Annotated in this window: 17 protein-coding genes, 1 tRNA gene and 1 pseudogene; 10 read left to right on the top strand and 9 right to left on the bottom strand. The window is 64.3% G+C overall.

All coding sequences use genetic code 11. The features are described 5' to 3' along the window. Positions 1-119 precede the first annotated feature (119 nt). The 4 genes from H3V53_RS30335 to otsA all read left to right on the top strand — a co-directional run bounded on the left by H3V53_RS30335 (position 120) and on the right by otsA (position 3,930). Positions 120-1,526, top strand: a complete 1,407-nt coding sequence (locus tag H3V53_RS30335; protein ID WP_336601020.1) for a sigma-54-dependent transcriptional regulator — start codon at positions 120-122, stop codon at positions 1,524-1,526. A gap of 185 nt (positions 1,527-1,711) precedes the next feature. Further along, positions 1,712-1,924, top strand: a complete 213-nt coding sequence (locus H3V53_RS30340) for a hypothetical protein (protein WP_336601021.1) — start codon at positions 1,712-1,714, stop codon at positions 1,922-1,924. A gap of 181 nt (positions 1,925-2,105) precedes the next feature. Then, positions 2,106-2,318: a hypothetical protein gene (locus H3V53_RS30345; protein WP_054919705.1), complete on the top strand. Its 213-nt coding sequence runs from the start codon at positions 2,106-2,108 to the stop codon at positions 2,316-2,318. 190 nt (positions 2,319-2,508) lie between these two features. Further along, entirely contained in the window at positions 2,509-3,930 is a 1,422-nt protein-coding gene (otsA, locus tag H3V53_RS30350; protein WP_336601022.1) for an alpha,alpha-trehalose-phosphate synthase (UDP-forming), read from the top strand. 99 nt (positions 3,931-4,029) lie between these two features. Here otsA and H3V53_RS30355 read toward each other — a convergent pair whose 3' ends face one another. The 7 genes from H3V53_RS30355 to H3V53_RS30385 all read right to left on the bottom strand — a co-directional run bounded on the left by H3V53_RS30355 (position 4,030) and on the right by H3V53_RS30385 (position 10,087). Beyond that, positions 4,030-4,620 (bottom strand): hypothetical protein, encoded by a 591-nt coding sequence (locus H3V53_RS30355; protein WP_336601023.1) that lies wholly within the window; start codon positions 4,618-4,620, stop codon positions 4,030-4,032. A 115-nt stretch (positions 4,621-4,735) separates the two neighbouring features. Next, positions 4,736-6,169, bottom strand: coding sequence for an MFS transporter (locus H3V53_RS30360; RefSeq protein ID WP_336601024.1), 1,434 nt, complete (start codon positions 6,167-6,169; stop codon positions 4,736-4,738). A gap of 178 nt (positions 6,170-6,347) precedes the next feature. Further along, complete coding sequence (locus tag H3V53_RS30365; RefSeq protein ID WP_336601032.1) at positions 6,348-6,857, bottom strand: YbhB/YbcL family Raf kinase inhibitor-like protein; 510 nt, start codon at positions 6,855-6,857, stop codon at positions 6,348-6,350. Positions 6,858-7,031: 174 nt separating this feature from the next. After that, the gene (locus H3V53_RS30370; RefSeq protein WP_336601025.1) at positions 7,032-7,478 is read right to left on the bottom strand and encodes a very short patch repair endonuclease; all 447 of its coding nucleotides are present in this window, start codon (positions 7,476-7,478) and stop codon (positions 7,032-7,034) included. Next, a complete protein-coding gene (gene dcm, locus H3V53_RS30375; protein ID WP_336601026.1) occupies positions 7,478-8,800 on the bottom strand; it encodes a DNA (cytosine-5-)-methyltransferase in 1,323 nt (440 codons plus the stop codon). Before dcm ends, H3V53_RS30370 begins: the two co-directional genes overlap by 1 nt. 262 nt (positions 8,801-9,062) lie before the next feature. After that, on the bottom strand, positions 9,063-9,386 hold the full coding sequence (locus H3V53_RS30380) for a hypothetical protein (protein ID WP_336601027.1): 324 nt from the start codon (positions 9,384-9,386) through the stop codon (positions 9,063-9,065). Between the two features lie 431 nt (positions 9,387-9,817). Next, complete coding sequence (locus tag H3V53_RS30385) at positions 9,818-10,087, bottom strand: hypothetical protein (RefSeq protein ID WP_336601028.1); 270 nt, start codon at positions 10,085-10,087, stop codon at positions 9,818-9,820. Between the two features lie 226 nt (positions 10,088-10,313). Here H3V53_RS30385 and H3V53_RS30390 point away from each other — a divergent pair, with 226 nt between their 5' ends. Further along, on the top strand, positions 10,314-10,436 hold the full coding sequence (locus H3V53_RS30390) for a hypothetical protein (protein WP_336601029.1): 123 nt from the start codon (positions 10,314-10,316) through the stop codon (positions 10,434-10,436). Positions 10,437-10,564: 128 nt separating this feature from the next. Here H3V53_RS30390 and H3V53_RS30395 read toward each other — a convergent pair. Further along, a tRNA-Arg gene (locus tag H3V53_RS30395) sits at positions 10,565-10,639 on the bottom strand. Positions 10,640-10,838: 199 nt separating this feature from the next. Then, positions 10,839-11,021, bottom strand: coding sequence for a rubredoxin (locus H3V53_RS30400; RefSeq protein WP_028365620.1), 183 nt, complete (start codon positions 11,019-11,021; stop codon positions 10,839-10,841). A 329-nt stretch (positions 11,022-11,350) separates the two neighbouring features. On the opposite strand from H3V53_RS30400, the gene H3V53_RS30405 reads away from it, so the two are divergent. From H3V53_RS30405 to H3V53_RS30425, 5 genes and pseudogenes are all read left to right on the top strand, one after another. Then, positions 11,351-11,752, top strand: coding sequence for a DUF4399 domain-containing protein (locus tag H3V53_RS30405; RefSeq protein WP_336601030.1), 402 nt, complete (start codon positions 11,351-11,353; stop codon positions 11,750-11,752). A 206-nt stretch (positions 11,753-11,958) separates the two neighbouring features. After that, positions 11,959-13,884, top strand: a complete 1,926-nt coding sequence (locus tag H3V53_RS30410; protein ID WP_336601033.1) for an ATP-binding cassette domain-containing protein — start codon at positions 11,959-11,961, stop codon at positions 13,882-13,884. A gap of 307 nt (positions 13,885-14,191) precedes the next feature. Then, on the top strand, positions 14,192-16,177 hold the full coding sequence (locus H3V53_RS30415; RefSeq protein ID WP_336601031.1) for a DNA topoisomerase IV subunit B: 1,986 nt from the start codon (positions 14,192-14,194) through the stop codon (positions 16,175-16,177). A 78-nt stretch (positions 16,178-16,255) separates the two neighbouring features. Next, positions 16,256-18,578: pseudogene (parC, locus tag H3V53_RS30420) on the top strand (DNA topoisomerase IV subunit A). A gap of 297 nt (positions 18,579-18,875) precedes the next feature. Further along, on the top strand, positions 18,876-19,334 hold the full coding sequence (locus H3V53_RS30425) for a CopD family protein (RefSeq protein WP_054919736.1): 459 nt from the start codon (positions 18,876-18,878) through the stop codon (positions 19,332-19,334). Positions 19,335-19,484: the final 150 nt, after the last annotated feature.

A 19,484-nucleotide genomic window follows, 5' to 3' on the forward strand; every position in this document is an offset into this window, starting at 1 on the left:
CGCCAAGCAAGCTTGCAAAGCTGACGTATGCTTGAAGATTGCAGCGCTTTCGTCGTCCCAACTTTCTGGCCGCAGACTGCGCGTATCCACTATCAGCACTTACGAGCTTTTCATACGCGATGCCACATGTATTGATTGTCGATGACGATCCGAATACCCGCGATGCGCTTGCGACGATCATCGCGGAAGACGGCCTGACAACGGCGACGGCAGGCGATCTGCGCGAGGCCCGCATCCAGCTGGTGCGGCAGATGCCGGACGTCGTGTTCACCGATCTGAAACTGCCCGACGGAACGGGCGTCGACCTGTTCGAAGATCTCGATCCGCGCTCGGGCGTCGAGTTCGTTGTGATCACAGGGCACGCGACGGTCGAATCCGCCGTGAGCGCATTGAAGATGGGCGCTGCCGACTACCTCGTGAAGCCCATCAACATGCAGCGCGTCAAGGCGATTCTCAGCCGCCTGCCGCGCGCCGGCGACCTCAAGGCAGAGATCGGCACGCTGCGCGGCGAGTTGCGCCGGATGGGCCGTTTCGGCCTGATGCTCGGCAATTCGCCCATCATGCAGCAGGTGTACGACCAGATCAGCCGGGTCGCGCCGACGGCCGCTTCCGTGATGCTGGTGGGCGAATCGGGCACGGGCAAGGAAGTCGCGGCGCAGACGCTGCATCAGTTGAGCCTGCGGCGCAAGCATGCGTTTCTCGCCGTCAATTGCGGCGCGATTTCGCCAAACCTGATCGAATCGGAAATGTTCGGCCACGAACGCGGCGCGTTCACGGGCGCGGACCGTCAGCACAAGGGGTATTTCGAGCGCGCGAACGGCGGCACGCTGTTCCTCGACGAAATCACCGAAATGCCGATCGAGTTGCAGGTCAAGCTGCTGCGCGTGCTGGAAACGGGCATGTTCATGCGAGTCGGCACGACGAAGGAAATCGAAACCGACGTGCGGCTGATCGCGGCGACGAACCGTGATCCGGAGCAGGCGGTGCTCGAAGGCAAGTTGCGGCTGGATTTGTATCACCGGCTCAACGTGTTCCCGATCAGCCTGCCGCCGCTGCGCGAGCGCGGCAAGGACGTGGAGCTGCTGGCGCAATCGTTCCTCGATGACCTGAACGAGCAGCACGGCACGAAGAAGCACTTTCCGCCCGCCGTGAAGGAGATGCTGCTGTCGTACCCGTGGCCCGGCAACGTGCGAGAGCTGAAGAACTATGTGCAGCGCGCGCACATCATGTCGGGTACGGATTCCGACAGCACGGCGACCGTGCCGCTGCAGATCTCGCTGTCCAAGCCGACGGCGGGCACGGCGATCACGATTCCGTTCGGCACGTCGCTGGCCGAGGCCGATCGTCAGTTGATCCTCGCGACGCTCGAGCAGTGCGGCGGCGTCAAGACGCGCGCTGCGGAAATTCTCGGCATCAGCCTGAAGACGCTGTACAACCGGCTCGTCGAGTACGGCAACGACGCGGGCCGCGCCGATGGCGACGATGTCAGCGACGAACCGCAGGCGCTCGGCAAGGCGGACGCCTGAGGCCGTAGCGAAGTCTGGGCACGTAAATTCCGTGCGCGGTGTTGGCGCGCGGTTCCGACGCATCGTTCTCGCCGTCACGCCGTCAGGGGAGGCGGCGTCGCAACGGCACATGCCTTGCTGAATTTCGTTCGAGCAGTCGAAAGCCAAAAGCGACGACAACAGCGAACGAAACCAGGGAGCCCATCATGCCGGACTACGACGCCGTCCCCGATCTCCACGCGCATCGCCCCGAACCCACGACGCCGGATACGCCGCCCGAGCCCGGTCAGCCGGATACCGTGCCCGATCCGACGCGTGAACCGGTCGAACCCGACACACCGCCCATCGGTGATCCGCCGTCACAACCTTCGCAGACGCCGCATACCGGCGGCCGGCTCGCGCTCTGGCCCGAGTTCTGACGCGTTCTTTGCTTCAAAAATGGCCGAAACGCGGCGCGTGCAATCTGCGCGCCCGGGCGATGTACTCGTTACAAAGCGACCGAACTTTTTACCGGCAAATTACGTTGATCCGCCTAGACTTAGGTGATGTGCCCGGTCGATCCCCCGCTCGGGCAGCAGCCTTCCCCTGGAGGCGTCCATCATGAGACATCCCGCATTGCGGCGCTCCGCGCGCCATTCGAAGCGCGACCAGCGCCCATCCAGCGGCACGGGCAATCCACCTGTCGGCGCCGATCCCGCGCACGAAAACCGCGCCGCGCCGGGCGCCCCGCCTGACGGGGATCACAACCAGGGCGGCACGCGCCAGGAAGGGATCGATTACCAACGCGATCTGGGCTCCGAACAGGACGCCTGAGGCTTGTTTTTCCGCTGGGACCCGTGGCGAAAATTCTGCTGCGCGCAGCCTCGCGCGCAGCGGGTTTGTACTCGTCCGTCACATTTACATACATTTTTATTCCGAGTTTTTGCGCATGACGGCATAAGACTTGCGTGCGTGCGATTGAGTATCACCGCATGAACAGTCAACTGAATGAGGTGGAGCCGCAATGAGCAGATTGATCGTCGTTTCAAATCGCGTCGCGCCGACTCAGGAAGGACGCCCCGCAGCGGGCGGTCTCGCCATCGGCGTGCTGGATGCCCTGAAGGAGACGGGCGGAGTATGGTTCGGCTGGAGCGGCGAGACCGTCGCCGAGCCGTCGGCGCCCGTCATCGAGAAGCAGGGCAACGTGACCTACGCCACCGTGGGACTCACGAAGCGCGATTACGACCAGTACTACCGCGGTTTCTCGAACGCGACGCTGTGGCCGACCTTCCACTACCGCAACGACCTGTCGCGCTATGACCGCCAGGAATATGCCGGCTATCTGCGGGTGAACGTGACGCTAGCGCGGCAACTGAAGGAGATGCTCAAACCCAGCGACATCATCTGGGTCCACGACTATCACCTGCTGCCGTTCGCGCGCTGCCTGCGCGATCTCGGCGTGAAGAATCCGATCGGCTTTTTCCTGCACATTCCGTTTCCTGTGCCGGAAGTCATGCGCACCGTGCCGCCGCACGAAGAACTCGTGAAATGCATGTGCAGCTACGATGTCGTCGGCTTTCAGACGGATGCGGATCGCCAGTCGTTCGTCGACTATATCGAGCGCGGCCATCACGGCACGTCGAGCGACGAGAACATGATTCATGCGTATGGCCGCTTCCTGAAGGTCGGCGCGTATCCCATTGGCATCTATCCGGACGCGATCGCGAAGGCGGCCGAACAGTTCAGCGATCGCAAGCAGGTACGCAGCCTGCGCGACGCGATGCGCGACCGTAAGCTGATCATGAGCGTCGACCGCCTCGACTATTCGAAAGGGCTGGTGGAGCGCTTCCAGGCGTTCGAGCGTCTGCTGCTGAACGCGCCGGGCTGGCATGGCCGCGTGTCGCTTGTGCAGATCGCGCCGCCGACGCGCTCCGACGTGCAGACTTACCAGCGCATTCGTCAGAACCTGGAAGGCGAGGCGGGGCGCATCAACGGACGCTTTGCGCAGCTCGACTGGACGCCGATTCAGTATCTGAACCGCAAGTACGAGCGCAATCTGCTGATGGCGCTGTTTCGCCAGTCGCAGGTCGGCTACGTGACGCCGCTGCGCGACGGGATGAACCTTGTCGCGAAGGAATATGTGGCGTCACAGGATCCGGCCGATCCCGGCGTGCTCGTGCTGTCGCAATTCGCAGGCGCCGCCGAGCAGTTGCCGGGCGCGCTGGTCGTCAATCCGTTCGATCTGTCGCAGATGGCCGAGGCGCTGGAGCGCGCGCTGTCGATGCCGCTCGCCGAGCGCCAGGCGCGTCACGCGGACATGATGGCGCCGCTGCGCGAGAACAATCTGTCCGTGTGGCGCGATACGTTCCTCGCCGACTTGCGGCATGTCGCGACGGCTTCGTCGGTGACGGAGAAGGCCGTCAAGCGGGCAGACGTGACGGTTTGACGAAACACGACGCGTCAAGCGACGCGTCCTTTCTCCCGGGTGCACGATGCCGACGGCAGCCTTCGCAGGCTGCCGTATTCATTCCAGCACGGCGTCTTCTCAAGCCCGTTGCTGGCTGAGTTCCGTCAACGGCACGGGCGTCGCGCGCGGATCGAAGTCCGCCCATTTGCCTTGCTGCCAGCGGCCCGTCGCGCGCTCGATGTCGGCGCCGCCCGTCTCGCGCAGAATGCGCGCCGCCTCCATCTGGTTCTCCGGGCACACGTGCACGGCGACGAGCACGCCCGAGTTGCGCAATTCGTGATGCACGATGTCGTGATGCTCTTGCGGCGCACTGCGTGCCTGCACCAGCTTGCCGACCAGCGATCCCAGATACGCGCCCACGCCCGCCGCGATCACGACGACGGGCACAGAAGCCGCGAACGCCGTGAAGACCGCGACGCCGATCACGGCGCCCGCGGCGGCGCCGAACGTCATCGCGTGATGATGGAGATGCAAGGTCGGCGGCGGCGCGGCGGAGATCGTCGGCGCGACGGCGGCATGCTCCGGAAGCGGATGGCGCGCGTGCTGGCCGCGCGGATTGACGAAGAACAGTGTGACGTCTTCTGCGACGAAGCCGTTGTCGAAGAGCGTCTGCGCGGCCGCTTCAGCGGCGGGAAAAGTGGTGAAACGTCCAGCGACGATGAGTGACATGGCGCCCCCTTCGTTCAAGGAACTGAGCGAAGCGCGCCGGCGCCGCGCTGAACGGCGGCGCGCAACGGCTTCGACTACAAGAATAGGCGCAAACGAGGACGGCGAAAAATCCGTGTCACGCGCGCGGCGCCGTGTGCCGGGCGACGCGCATCAGGCTGACGACGGCGCCTAGCGCCGCGAACGCGGCGGCCACGTACAGCGCGATCGTCGGGCCGCGTCCAGGCGCCACGCCGAAGATCAGCGCGACGAGCGCCGAGCCGAGCGTCTGGCCCGTCAGCCGCGCCGTGCCGAGCATGCCGCTCGCACCGCCGCTGCGATGGCGCGGCGCCGCCGACAGCATCGTGCGGTTGTTCGGCGACTGGAACATGCCGAAGCCGATGCCGCACAGCGCCATGCGCCAAACGATGTCGGACGGCGCCGGATGGGCGCCGAGCGTGGCGAGCAGCAGCAGGCCGAGAGACAGCACGGTGAGTCCCGCGCCGCCGAGCCAGCCCGCCGACACGCGGTCCGACAGCACGCCCGACAGCGGTGCCGCGCCGACGATCACGAGCGGCCAGGGCGTCATCAACAGACCCGTCTCGACCTGCGACATGCCGAGATGGTCCTGCAGCAGGAACGGCAGCGACACGAAGGCGAGCATCTGCGCGCAGAACGAGCACACCGACGTGCCCACCGACAGCGCGAAGATGGGAATGCGCAGCAGATCGATGGGCAGGAGCGGCGCGGGCTGCGTCAGCTGCCGCCGCACGAAGAAAAAACCGATCCCGCACGCGGCGATTAGCTCGGCGGCGACGTAGCCGTAACGCTCGCCGTGGCCGAAGCCGTCGACGGCGAAGATCACGAGGCCGAATACGAACGCGTTCATCACCGCGCTCGTGTAGTCGTACGGCGACGGATGCGGTTCATTGCGCGGCAACGCGCGCAGGCCGACCGCGATCGCCGCGACGCCGATGGGCACGTTGATCGCGAACAGCCACGGCCACGCCGCGACGGCGAGCACGGCTGACGCCACCGTCGGTCCCACAGCCGACGAGGTCGCGACCACCATCGCGTTGATGGCGACGCCGCGCCCGAGCTGCGCGGGCGGATAGATCATCCGCACGAGCGCCGTGTTCACACTCATGATGCCCGCCGCGCCGAACCCCTGGATCACGCGGGCGAGTGCAAGCGTCGGCAGCGAAGAGGCGAGCGCGCAGCCGAGCGACGCGACCGTGAACAGCACCAGCCCCGATAAGTAAATACGCCGGTAGCCGATCCGGTCGCCGAGCGACGCGAGCGGAAGGAGTGAGATCGTCACCGACAGCTGGTACGCGTTGACGACCCAGATCGAGCTGGCGGCGCTGGCGTTCAGGTTGCGTGCGATGGTCGGCAGCGCGACGTTGGCGATCGCGCTGTCGAGCACGGCGAGCGTGATGCCCAGCGCGACGACGAGAATCGCCCAGTAGCGCTGCGGCAGCGGCAGTCCCTGTTCGGCGTCGTCGGCGGGATGGGCGGCGGAGCGGGGCGCGCCCGATGCGTTGCGGCTGTTCCTCGACGAACTTGCTGGCATTGTCTTTGTTATTTAGAACGGTGGCGCGCGCGCCGGTAGAGCACAGGATCGCGATGCGTGCCGTTGCGGCGGGAAACGTCCCGCCCGGCACCGAGCGCGCCCCGGCGCCTGCGACGCCGAGGCGGATGAAGTTGACGGCCGGGCGCGCAGCAGGGTTGCGACACGCGCCGCGCCACGGCTACTTCAGCTCGTACAGGCCGGTGTAGGTGGCCGAATCGATTTCGTTCAGATGCGTCATCATGCGCGCAACCGCGTTGGTCGTATCGGCGGAAAGAGGCAGGTGCGCGACCTTGAGCGCGTGAATCCGATAGAGGAAGCGGTGCGGCCTGTCGCCGCGCGGCGGCGCGGCGCCGCCGAAACCCACCGTGCCGTAGTCGTTGCGAAACTGCAGCGCGCCCTGCGGCAGCAGGCTGCCGTCGGCCTTGCCCGCGTTGCGCGGCAGCGAGCGCGCGTCGGCGGGGATATTGACCACGACCCAATGCCAGAAGCCGCTGCCCGTGGGCGCGTCGGGATCATGGACGGTGAGCGCGAAGCTCTGCGTATCGGCGGGCGGTGCATCCCATTGCAGCGCGGGAGAAACGTTCTCGCCTTCGCCGTCGACGCCGAACGATTTGTCGTTCATTTCTTGCGCCTTTGGCATGAAGCCGTTGGCGGGGAAGTCGTCCGACCAGATGCGAAAATCAGCCATCATGTGCCTCCTTCTATGGATGGTTCCAGGATGGACGGGAGCCGCCGGTCGAACCGCCTGAAAAACACCAGCGAGCCAATCGAGTGTAGCACCGGCACCTTGCAATATTCGCGGCGTGTCGGCCGGCGGTTCGCAAAGTCCGCCCGTCCGCCAGATCCAGCTGCGGGCGCAACGTTATGCGCGCTCCTCGTGCAGCGGCGCGTCGCCGTCCAGCCAGTCGACGAGCCGTTGCAACACGCCGTCGATATCCCGGTTCGCTCCACGCAAGGCGCATTCCCACACCGTCGCGACGCGCCAGCCGTGCTCCAGCAGCGCGGCCTGGGCTTTCGCGTCGTTGGCGCGATTGCGGCCGATCTTCTCGCGCCAGAACTCCGGGCGCGTCTGCGGCCATTTGAAGAGCGGGCAATCGTGGCCATGCCAGAAGCAGCCATGCACGAAGATCACCGCGCGATAGCGCGGCAGCACGATGTCGGGACGGCCGGGCAGGTCGCGTGCGTCGAGCCGGAACCGAAAGCCGCGCCGATGCAGCAGGCTGCGGATCAGGATTTCGGGTTTCGTGTTGCGTCCGCGGATGCCGGACATCATCCGGCTGCGCGTGGCGGCATCGACGATATCGACCATCAGGCCGCTAGCTCCGCGGCGTGCGCGTCTTGCTGCGCGCGCGTGAGCGCGAGCACGTGCGGCAGCATGATGCGCGCGACTTCGCGCATCACAGGCACGACGACGCTGTTGCCGAACTGGCGATACGCCTGCGTATCGCTGACGGGAATGCGGTACGTGTCGGGAAAGCCCATCAGCCGTGCGCATTCGCGCGGCGTCAGGCGGCGCGGACGGCTTTTCTCGCCCTGATAGACGAGGATTTCCGAGCCGTCCTTGTGATATCTCGCCGACAGCGTGCGCGTCACGCTTTGCGGATACGCCATGCCGTAGCCGAAACCGTTGCCCGCCGCGCGATGCTTGTCCGCGTAATTCTGAAGATAGGTCCAGAGCTTGGGTGTCAGCGTGTACTTCGGCTGAACGCGGCGTATGGCGTGATCGAAAAAGCGTTCGTCATCCCATGGCAGCACGGGCTCGCTGCCATCTGTCTTATGCAGGATCGACGCGAGGCGCGGACCTTCTGCGGGCAGACGCAAATCGTCCCATGAAAAAGACGTCTTGCCGCGAAAGCCGACGATGATGATCCGCTCGCGATGCTGCGGCGTGAAATGCGCGCCGTCGATCACGCGATAGTGGACTTCGTAGCCGAGTTCGTCGCGCAGCGTCTGCAGGATCACGTCGAACGTGCGGCCCTTGTCGTGCGACAGCAGGTTCTTCACGTTTTCGAGCAGAAACGCTGCGGGACGTCGCGTGGCGATGATGCGCGCGACATCGAAAAAGAGCGTGCCCTGGGTCGTGCACTCGAACCCGTGCGGGCGGCCGAGCGCATTCTTCTTGCTGACGCCCGCAATCGAGAACGGCTGGCACGGAAAGCCGCCGAGCAGGATGTCGTGCGCGGGCACCTGCTCGGCGGGAAACGTGACGATGTCGCCGATCAGCGTGTGATCTGGCGTGCCGTCCGGCGGCGCGGCGCTGTCGACGAAGCTTTCATCGAAATGCTCAGCGAAGTTTTCACGATAGGTCTTCTGCGAGAACGCGTTCCACTCGCTGGTGAAAACGCACTGTGCGCCGTGCGCCTCGAAGCCCATCCGGATGCCGCCGATGCCGGCGAACAGGTCGATGAAGCGCGTGCGCGGACCGTCGCCCGTATGCGAGCGCGCGTTGGGTGCGGCCGCTGCCGACAGCAGTGCGTGGAGCGCCGGTTCGAGCATCGCGGGGCAAGGCGTTTCGCCCTTTTCCCAGCGGCGCACCGTCTTGATGTCCTTGCCGACATGCGCGGCGATTTCTTTTTGGGTGAAGCGGGCGCGCGCCTGCTTCAGCAGTTCAAGCGGTGAAGCCTGGGTCACAGGAGTCCTTGCTGGGTATTTTTGCGGACATTATGACCTACGAATGTCCCTAATTTGCGATCGTCGCGTGTTTTGGGGACAAATTTCGCTGGACGCCGGATGGCGGCCCAAGAGGAAGGGAGCAGCCCCGGCGACAAGCCCGTTCGCGCTGCTGGGGCGGCAGCATCAAAAGGCGGACAGTGCGCGGGTCAACGAATGTTAAATGCGCGGCGTGCAGCCGTTCTGCGGCGCGGCGGGCCGCAGCCTTCTGTCGCTTGTGATTTCAGCGCGTGCCGCGCACGCGATGGCGGTTCGCGTCGCGCGACGCCGCGGGCCGTGTCGTCGTTACAGGCAGCGGCAGCAGTTCCTTCGCGCACAGGTCGTCGAGCTGCAGCAGCAGGTCGTCGATCGCGCAGAGCTGCGAGTTGGTCAGATGCCCGGCTTCGAGCAACTCCAGGAGCCGCCTGCGCCAGTAGGCGGCCGGGAGGATCGCCCCACCCAGGTCGCCATGCATCGAAGGCCGCATCACGCGGGCAATGTGCGCGAGGTCCTGATCGATCAGAGTCGATTTGAACGATCCCGCCGATGAAGTGAGGTAAGTATCCATGACCCGCACTACGGCAGGGCGCGGGGAAACTTTAGGGTCCGGACGAAAATATTTTGGCCGTTCCATCGAACGGCACATCGAGGCGGGCGATCCAGCGATCGCGCGGGAGGCGTGCGAGCGGGTCAGCTCATGTCAGCGCAAGGGCGAGGCCGCAGGTGAGCACGACGAGCACCAGGCCGGCGGCGACTGCGAGGTTGTAGGGATAAGGCATCGGTCGACACGATGAATCTGGGGCTGACGCAATGATAGGGGGACGCGCGCCGCGCGTCGTCAGACAAATGACGCGCTAGGTGGGAGAGCGTACGTTGCCTGGCCGCGCCGGCGTCGGCGCGGGTGCACGCCGCCCATCTTGCTGGCCTCCGGCTGCTGGCGCGGGCCATGCGGACCCGTGTGCCTGTCCCGTGAGCGATTTGCCGCAATCGCCCGCAGGCTCACGCCGGCTGATCGGGACTTGCGGACGGTTTGGCGGCGCCCTCGAGAAAGCGGCGCGTCGCTTCGAACGATTGCAGCATCTGATCCGGCCACGGCGTCTGCAGCATGACCGCCTGGTGGTTTTCGAAAGCGGAACTGAGCAGCTTCGACAGTTCTGGCGAGCTGAGATGACGCAGCAGCACGCTGACGGCAATGGCCGTCGCCTGGCTTGCGCCCGCCGTCTGCAATTCGGAAGTGGTGAGGGCGGCGACTTGCTTGTTGATGTCCATAAGAAATCCTTCGTTGTCCTGGCGGGTGTTGCGCGAAATGCGTGATTTTGTCACGCCCCGGCGACGCTGACGGGAGGCGCAATGCCCGAGAACATCGCCAGGAGCCGCGCCATGCCGTCGAGCGTGGTTTCGTTGTCGAAAAAGGGAACTGTGTTTTAGCAATTCCGATAGTTTTCTTTGCGAAGCGAGCCGGTACACTCGATTCAACTGTTTCGCTCTGGAGTCGATGATGCTCGCTACCTTTTTCGTGCTTTGGCCGTTTGCTGCCGCTTCGCTGTTCGTGCTTGCCCGCTTTTTCGATCAGCGTGACCTGCAACTGGCGAGGGTCTACGCGGTGCGCCGCCGCTAATCGGCCGCCGGAGGAACAGGCATGCCGCGCACGGCGCGGCGCTCAGTGAAAAACTGCAGCAAACAAAAAACCCGCAACAGCTCGCGCTTTGCGGGTTTTTCGTTGTGGCGTGTCCGTCGCCGATTGGGTGGTCCCCCCGACAGGAATCGAACCTGTATCTAGCGCTTAGGAGGCACTCGTTCTATCCATTGAACTACGGGGAGGAGCCGCCGACGAGCGCAGAGTATAGCAAATCGCCCGCTGGCCCAAACGCCTTTCGCAGCATGCGTTCCCGCTGCCGCGCGCCCGATCGCGCACGGCGCGCAGCCGCGTTGGACGACTCAAACAAAACGGTCCGCGGAACACAGATTCCGCGGACCGCTCGAGGCACGACGGGCGCGTGCTTCGTGCGCCCGTCGTCCGTCAGAACTCGACGACGGCGAATTCCGCCTTGCCCACGTCGCACAGCGGGCAGCGCCAATCTTCCGGGATGTCGGCGAAACGCGTCCCCGCTGCGATCCCTTCTTCCGGCAAACCTTCCTCTTCGTTGTAGATCCAGCCGCAAATCAGGCAGACCCAGCTCTTGTATTCGATCACTTCACTCACGACACACGCTCTTCATCTGATAACCGCACAATGCGCCAATCTGCCCCTTTATGGGGCATCCGGCGGCGACCCGCAATATTACCGGAATTCGCGGAAAGACTCGGGCAAGTCGCTCTGTTTATCGTTCTAAATCAATGCGAAGCGGCGCGCGGGTGGGCGATTCTGGCGCAGATCGGCGCCTGCTGCCGTGTATTCTTTCTGTGCGGCGCGGCCGTGCGCTGTGCAGCATTGCGCGTGCGTCGTGTGTGCGTCGACCCATGACGCGCGCTCGCGCGATGCCGTCTCATGCCATTGCGCCCATCGATCCGCTTTCGCCAAGGAGAACAACGATGCTGAATAACCGATGGTTGGCCGGCGCAGCGTGCGCGGGCATGCTGGTCGTGTCGGGCGTGGCGCATGCCGCTGGCGTGTCCTTCGTCGAGCCGAAGGACGGCGCGACCGTGAGCAATCCCATCCACGTGAAGTTCGCCGTCGATGGCATGAAGGTCGCGCCCGCCGGCACGATGACGGAAGGCACGGGGCATCATCATCTGATCATCGACGGGCAGCCGCTGCCGAAGGGGGACGTGATTCCCGCCAACGACAGGTCGCTCCATTTCGGCAAAGGCCAGACGGAAACGGAGATTACGCTGCCGCCCGGCGACCACACGCTGACGCTCGATTTTGGCGACGGCGCCCACCGCTCGTACGGCCCGGACATGAGCAAGACGATCACGATTCACGTGAAGTAACAGCGGCGCTACGCTCGCGGCTCACGGCCGGCGAAGCGCGCTTCCCGGCTGGCATGGTTGCACGTGCAGCGGGTGCTCGCTTGCGCCGGCATCGGCGCAAGCGTCATTCGTCCTATGCCATCGTGCCGGGCCGCGTCGAGTCAGTCCGGACGCCGCCGATAGGTACAATGAGCGCTTCCGACTCATCGCTGGTTTGCTCATTTTCCATGTCGCTTTACACCATCACGGGCGCGCAACTGGCGTTCGGCCACGTCGCGCTGCTCGATCACGCGGATTTTTCTCTCGAAGCCGGCGAGCGCGTCGGGCTGATCGGCCGTAACGGCGCGGGCAAGTCGTCGCTGCTGAAGATCGTTGCCGAGCTTGCCAGGCCCGACGACGGTCTCATCACGCGGCAGCAGGATCTCGTCACTGTGTACGTGCCGCAGGAACCGGAGTTCGACGGCGCCGTGACCGTGTTCGATACGGTCGCCGCGGGTCTCACGCACCAGAGCGCGCTGCTCGACGAGTACAACACGGTCGCGCACGATCTGGCCGAAACGCCCGAAGGCGCGCAGCACGACGCGCTGCTCGCGCGCATGAACGCACTGCAATCGTCGCTCGATGCGACGGATGCATGGAACTGGCGCACGCGTGTGGCCACGACGCTCGCGCAGATCGGCCTCGACGGCGACGCGCTCGTCGGCTCGCTGTCGGGCGGCATGCAGAAGCGCGTCGCGCTCGCGCGCGCACTCGTCGTGCAGCCGGACGTGCTGCTGCTCGACGAGCCGACCAACCATCTGGACTTCGACGGTATTCGCTGGCTCGAGGAACTGCTGATCGCACAGCGCGCGGGCCTGTTGTTCATCACGCACGATCGCGCGTTTCTCGACCGTGTCGCCACGCGCATCGTCGAATTGGATCGCGGGCGTCTGCTGTCGTATCCGGGCAATTTCTCCGCGTATCAGACGCGCAAGGCGCAGCAGCTGGAAGTGGAGCGCGTCGAAAACGAGAAGTTCGACAAGCTGCTGGCGCAGGAAGAAGTATGGATTCGCAAGGGCGTCGAGGCGCGCCGTACGCGCAGCGTCGGCCGGATCGCCCGGCTCGTGCAGATGCGCAAGGAACGCGAAGAACGCCGCAACGTGCAGGGCAACGTGAAGCTCGACGTGGGACAGGGCGAGAAGTCCGGCAAGATCGTCGCGGAACTCACGGATGTCACGAAGCGCTATGGCGAGCGTACGGTGGTCGACCGTTTCTCGACGACGGTGATGCGCGGCGACAAGATCGGTTTCGTCGGGCCGAACGGCGCCGGCAAGACCACGCTGCTCAAGCTGATCCTCGGCGAGTTGCAGCCGGATGAAGGCAACGTGCGCGTGGGCACGAATCTGCAGGTCGCGTACTTCGACCAGATGCGCGCGCAGCTCGACCTGGAAAAAAGCCTCGCCGACACGATCAGCCCCGGTAGCGACTGGGTCGAGATCAACGGCCAGAAAAAGCACGTGATGAGCTATCTCGGCGATTTTCTGTTTGCGCCGGAGCGCGCGCGTTCGCCCGTCAAGTCGCTGTCGGGCGGCGAGCGCAACCGGCTGCTGCTCGCGCGTCTGTTCGCGCGGCCTGCGAACGTGCTGGTGCTCGACGAGCCGACCAACGACCTCGACATCCCGACGCTCGAACTGCTCGAAGAACTGCTCACGGATTACGACGGCACCGTGCTGCTAGTGAGCCACGACCGCGCGTTCCTGGACAACGTGGTGACGTCGGTGATCGCGTCCGAGGGCGAGGGCAAGTGGCGCGAATACGTGGGCGGCTTCACCGACTGGCAGATCCAGCGCGATCGTTCGGAGCAGATCACGCAGCAGGGCGCGCCCAAAGAGCAGCCGAAAGAGGCCGCGCCGAAGGAAAGCGCGGCGGGCCGCAACGCGCAGCGCACCGTCAAGCTTTCTTTCAAGGAGCAACGCGAGCTGGAGGCGCTGCCCGAAAAGATCGCCGCGCTCGAAGCAGAGCAGAAGACGATCGCCGCGCAAATCGAGGACGGATCGATCTTCGTCAAGGACGCGCAGGAGGGCGCGCGGCTGACCGAGCGCTACGCGGCCATCGACGACGAACTGCTCGCCGCAATCGAACGGTGGGACGAGCTGGAGAGCAAGCGGAAATAGCGCACGGGGTGTCGGCGGTTTTTCCTGCCAATTGTCCTACACCCATCATCTAAATTGCCCCGCGCATCGAAATCAGTAAAATACCCGCGGACCTGCTTCCCACGGTCGTTCCAGCGCGTCGCGCAATAGCGGGCGCGCCGGAGAACCTTGGAAAGCAGACAGGGCAAACCGATAACCGCTGCACGCAACCCATGCAGCGCACACACTCCGTTGTTTCGTTTCGTTTTTTTTGAGAACTCAACGCATTGTCCACGCACCTGTCCACAAGACATGTGGACAACGATGAACCGACGGACCCGAGCAAGCCATGTCAACGAAAAAGCCTAACGCCGCGTATAGCGAAGCATCGATCAAGGTGCTCAAGGGCCTGGAGCCGGTCAAACAGCGGCCCGGCATGTACACGCGCACCGAAAATCCGCTGCATATCATTCAGGAAGTCATCGACAACGCGTCCGACGAAGCGCTCGGCGGCTACGGCCGTCAGATCACGGTCACGCTGCATGCCGACCATTCCGTATCCGTCGAGGACGACGGGCGCGGCATTCCGTTCGGCATGCATCCGGAAGAGGGCGTCCCCGTCGTCGAAATCGTTTTCACGCGCCTGCACGCAGGCGGCAAGTTCGACAAGGCGGCGGGCGGCGCCTATACATTCTCGGGCGGTCTGCACGGCGTCGGCGTGTCGGTGACGAACGCGCTGTCCACGCGCCTCGACGTGACCGTCTGGCGCGACGGCAAGGTCGCCGAACTCAGCTTTTCGCACGGCGATGTCATCGAGCCGCTGCGGGTGCGCGCCGCGACAAAAGCCGACAAGAAGTCGGGCACGCGCGTGACCGCCTGGGCCGACCCGAAATATTTCGATTCGCCCAATCTGCCCCTCGGCGAACTGCAACGGCTGCTGCGCTCGAAAGCGGTGCTGCTGCCGGGCGTCGAAGTCGTACTTGTCAATGAAAAAACGGGCGAACGTCAAAGCTGGAAGTACGAAGACGGTCTGCGCGGCTACCTGATGGAAGGCATGGCGGGCAGCGAGCTGCTGATTCCTCTCTTCGAAGGCGAACGCTACGCGGAAAGCTCGCGCTCGAATGAGGAAACGTTCGCCGAGGGAGAGGGCGCGGCGTGGGTCGTCGCGTGGAGCGAAGAAGGGCCGCTCACGCGCGAGTCGTACGTGAACCTGATTCCCACGCCCGCAGGCGGCACGCACGAAGCCGGTTTGCGCGACGGTCTCTTTCAGGCCGTAAAGAGCTTCGTCGAGTTGCACAATCTGCAGCCGAAGGGCGTCAAGCTGCTCGCGGAAGACGTATTCGCGCGCGTGTCGTTCGTGCTGTCCGCGAAGGTGCTCGATCCGCAGTTCCAGGGGCAAATCAAGGAACGTCTGAATAGCCGCGATGCCGTCAAGCTGGTGTCGTCGTTCGCGCGCCCCGCGCTCGAACTGTGGCTGAACCAGCACGTCGACCATGGCAAGAAGCTCGCCGATCTCGTCATCAAGCAGGCGCAGGCGCGCACGCGCGCAGGTCAAAAGGTCGAGAAGCGCAAGAGCTCGGGCGTCGCCGTGCTGCCCGGCAAGCTGACCGATTGCGAATCGACGGAAATCGGCCGCAATGAACTGTTTCTCGTCGAGGGCGATTCGGCGGGCGGCTCGGCAAAAATGGGCCGCGACAAGGAATACCAGGCCATCCTCCCGCTGCGGGGCAAGGTGCTGAATACCTGGGAAACGGAGCGCGATCGTCTCTTCGCCAACAACGAAGTGCACGACATTTCTGTGGCGATCGGCGTCGATCCGCACAATCCGGATGACACAGTCGATCTCTCCAATCTGCGCTACGGCAAGATCTGCATCTTGTCCGATGCGGACGTCGACGGTTCTCATATTCAGGTGCTGTTGCTCACGCTGTTCTTCAAGCACTTCCCGCAGCTGATCGAGCGCGGGCACGTGCATGTCGCGCGGCCGCCGCTGTTTCGCGTCGATGCCCCCGCGCGCGGCAAGAAGCCCGCGCAGAAGCTGTACGCGCTCGATGAAGGCGAACTGGAAGCGATTCTCGACAAGCTGCGCAAGGACGGCGTGCGCGAATCGCAATGGTCGATCAGCCGCTTCAAGGGTTTGGGCGAAATGAGCGCCGAACAGCTGTGGGACACGACGATGAACCCGGACACGCGGCGTCTGTCGCCGGTGGCGCTCGGCGACCTCGACTTCGACGCGACCGTCGCACGCATGACGATGCTGATGGGCAAGGGCGAAGCGGCGTCGCGCCGTAGCTGGCTCGAAGAGAAGGGCAACCAGGTCGAAGCGGATATCTGAGCGCCGCCGCGCTTCGCGCTCGCGGCCGCGGCCGACGCAGCACGAAGCGCGCGCCGCCAACAAGGACACGGAATCTAGATGGACGACAACACTCCCGATCTGTTCACTGAACCGGCCGCGCCCGAAGGGGACGTGCTGACGCTCGGCAACTACGCGGAACGCGCATATCTCGACTACGCGGTGAGCGTGGTGAAGGGACGCGCGCTGCCCGACGTCTGCGACGGCCAGAAGCCCGTGCAGCGGCGCATTCTGTACGCGATGAACGAAATGGGTCTCGGCGACAACGCGAAGCCGGTGAAGTCGGCGCGCGTGGTCGGCGACGTGCTGGGTAAATATCACCCGCACGGCGATCAGTCGGCGTACGACGCGCTCGTGCGTCTCGCGCAAGATTTTTCGATGCGCTATCCGCTGATCGACGGCCAGGGCAACTTCGGCTCGCGCGACGGCGACGGCGCGGCGGCGATGCGTTACACGGAAGCGCGCCTCACGCCGATCGCGAAACTGCTGCTCGACGAAATCGATCAGGGCACCGTCGATTTCATGCCGAACTACGACGGCTCGTTCGAAGAGCCCAAGTTGCTGCCCGCGCGTCTGCCGTTCGTGCTGCTAAACGGCGCGTCGGGCATCGCGGTGGGTCTCGCGACGGAAATCCCGTCGCACAATCTGCGCGAAGTCGCGGCGGCTGCCGTCGCGATGATCCGCAATCCGAAGATCACACATGCCGATCTGATGCAGCATGTGCCCGGTCCAGACTTCCCGGGCGGCGGCCAGATCATTTCGAGCGAAGCCGAAATCTCGCAAGCGTATGAGACAGGGCGCGGCAGCCTTAAGGTCCGTGCACGCTGGAAGATCGAAGATCTCGCGCGCGGTCAGTGGCAACTCGTCATCACTGAGTTGCCGCCGAACACTTCCGGCCAAAAGGTGCTCGAGGAGATCGAGGAACAGACGAATCCTAAGATCAAGCTCGGTAAGAAGTCGTTGACGCCGGAACAGTTGCAGACGAAGCAGACGCTTCTTGGTCTGCTCGACGCCGTCCGCGACGAATCCGGCAAAGATGCGCCCGTGCGTCTCGTTTTCGAGCCGAAGTCGAGCCGGATCGATCAGACCGAGTTCGTCAACACGCTGCTCGCGCATACGAGCCTCGAATCGAACGCGGCGCTGAATCTCGTGATGGTCGGCGCGGATGGACGCCCGCGTCAGAAGGGTCTCGGTGAGATCCTGCACGAGTGGATCGGCTTCCGCTTCACGACGGTCACGCGTCGTTCGCAGCATCGTCTGGGCAAGGTCAACGACCGGATTCACATCCTCGAAGGCCGGATGATCGTCTTTTTGAACATTGACGAAGTCATCCGCATCATTCGCGAATCGGAAGAACCCAAGACGGCGCTGATCGACGCCTTTGGTCTGTCTGATCGTCAGGCCGAAGACATTCTCGAAATCCGGCTGCGTCAGTTGGCGCGCCTCGAGAAGATCAAGATCGAAAAGGAACTGTCCGAACTGCGCGACGAAAAGGCCAAGCTCGAAGAACTGCTCGGCAGCGAACCCGCGATGAAGCGCCTGCTCATCAAGGAAATCGAAGCGGACGCAAAGCAATATGGCGACGATCGCCGCACGCTGATCCAGCAGGAAAAGCGCGCGACGTTCGAAGCGCGTGTCGTCGATGAACCTGTCACCGTCGTCGTGTCGCAAAAGGGCTGGGTGCGCGCGCTGAAGGGCCACGGGCTCGATCCCGCTGGCTTCACGTTCAAGGCGGGCGACGGCCTCTACGCCGCGTTCCAGTGCCGCACGCCTGACACGCTGATCGCGTGGGGCAGCAAGGGCCGGGTGTATTCCGTGTCCGTCGCGCAATTGCCGGGGGGGGCGCGGGGACGGCGTGCCCGTCACGTCGCTGATCGAACTCGAATCGGGCACGCATCTGATGCATTACTACGCCGCGTCGGCGGAACAGGCGTTGCTGCTGGCGTCGTCGAACGGTTTCGGCTTCATCGCGAAGGTCGGCGACATGGTGAGCCGCGTGAAGGCCGGCAAGGCGTTCATGACAATCGACGAAGGGGCGACGCCGCTCGCGCCGATGCCGATGCTCCCCGACGCGACGCAGGTCGCCTGTCTGTCGGGTGGCGGGCGGCTGCTGGTGTTCGGTCTCGATGAGATGAAGACGCTGTCGGGCGGCGGACGTGGGGTGATCCTGATGGCGCTCGATCCCAACGAAGCGCTCGTGCAGGCACTCGCCATCAGCAGCGCAGGCGTCGTGTTGCAAGGCATGTATCGCAACAAGCCGGCGGAAGAGCAGTTGTCGGGCAAGGCGCTCGAACCGAATGTCGGCAAGCGCGCACGCAAGGGCCGCACGCCGGATACGAAGCTCAAGGAAGTGACGTCGCTGCGCCCGGTGCTGGGCGAGTAAGGTCGGGTAACGCGGCCGCGAAAGCCGTGCATGCGGTGCGATCGCATGGTGTGCGTTCGCTCGCTGCGCACGGCATCGTTACCTCGACGTACTATCCGGATCGCGGCGTGCCGTTTTACCGGCGCGCCGCGGAACATGCCGTGAGCGGGGCGTCTCACGGCGCAACACGAAACAGTTTGCGCGGGATTGAACTGCGCGAGATGTCACGGGTCGAATGCGGTCATTGGCGCAGATGGGCGCCGACGTGAATCGAACGGACATGATGGCAACGCGCTGCATCGGGTAAGGAAAACAACTATGAACAAGGCGATCGAAGTCGCGCTGTTTTTGCATCTGTTGGGCGTCGCCGTGTGGATCGGCGGCATGGTGTTCGCGCATTTCTGCCTGCGCCCCGCACTCGAAGATTTATCGCCGCAGTTGCGCCTGCCGCTGTGGGAGTCTGTGTTTGGCCGCTTCTTCAACTGGGTCGGCGTGTCCGTCATCGTCATTCTGCTGACGGGCGGCTTCTTGCTGATGCAATTCGGTGGCGGTCACGCCACTTGGCAACTGCACGCAATGGCAGGCATCGGCATCGTCATGATGCTGATTTTCGGGCATATCCGTTTCGCGGTCTTTCCGCGCATTCGCCGCGCCGTGCAGGCGCAGAAATGGCCCGACGGCGCGCGGGCGGTGGGCACGGTGCGGCGGCTCGTCGTCGTGAATCTGGTGCTGGGCATCGTGACAATCGGCGTTGCCGTGATGTCGCGCGGGTTCTGAAGGCGACCACAAACAGGTTCGCAGCAACGCCCGGAAAAAGCGCGCATATGTGGTAATGCCGTTCAGTTAAGGTCTTTTCTGAGGTACCGAACGGTGTAACGTGAAGGGCGGGATTTGACGACCCGGTCGCATGCGCGGCCGGGTCGTTTG

The organism is Paraburkholderia bengalensis (genome assembly GCF_037126505.1).
Lineage (GTDB): Bacteria > Pseudomonadota > Gammaproteobacteria > Burkholderiales > Burkholderiaceae > Paraburkholderia > Paraburkholderia bengalensis.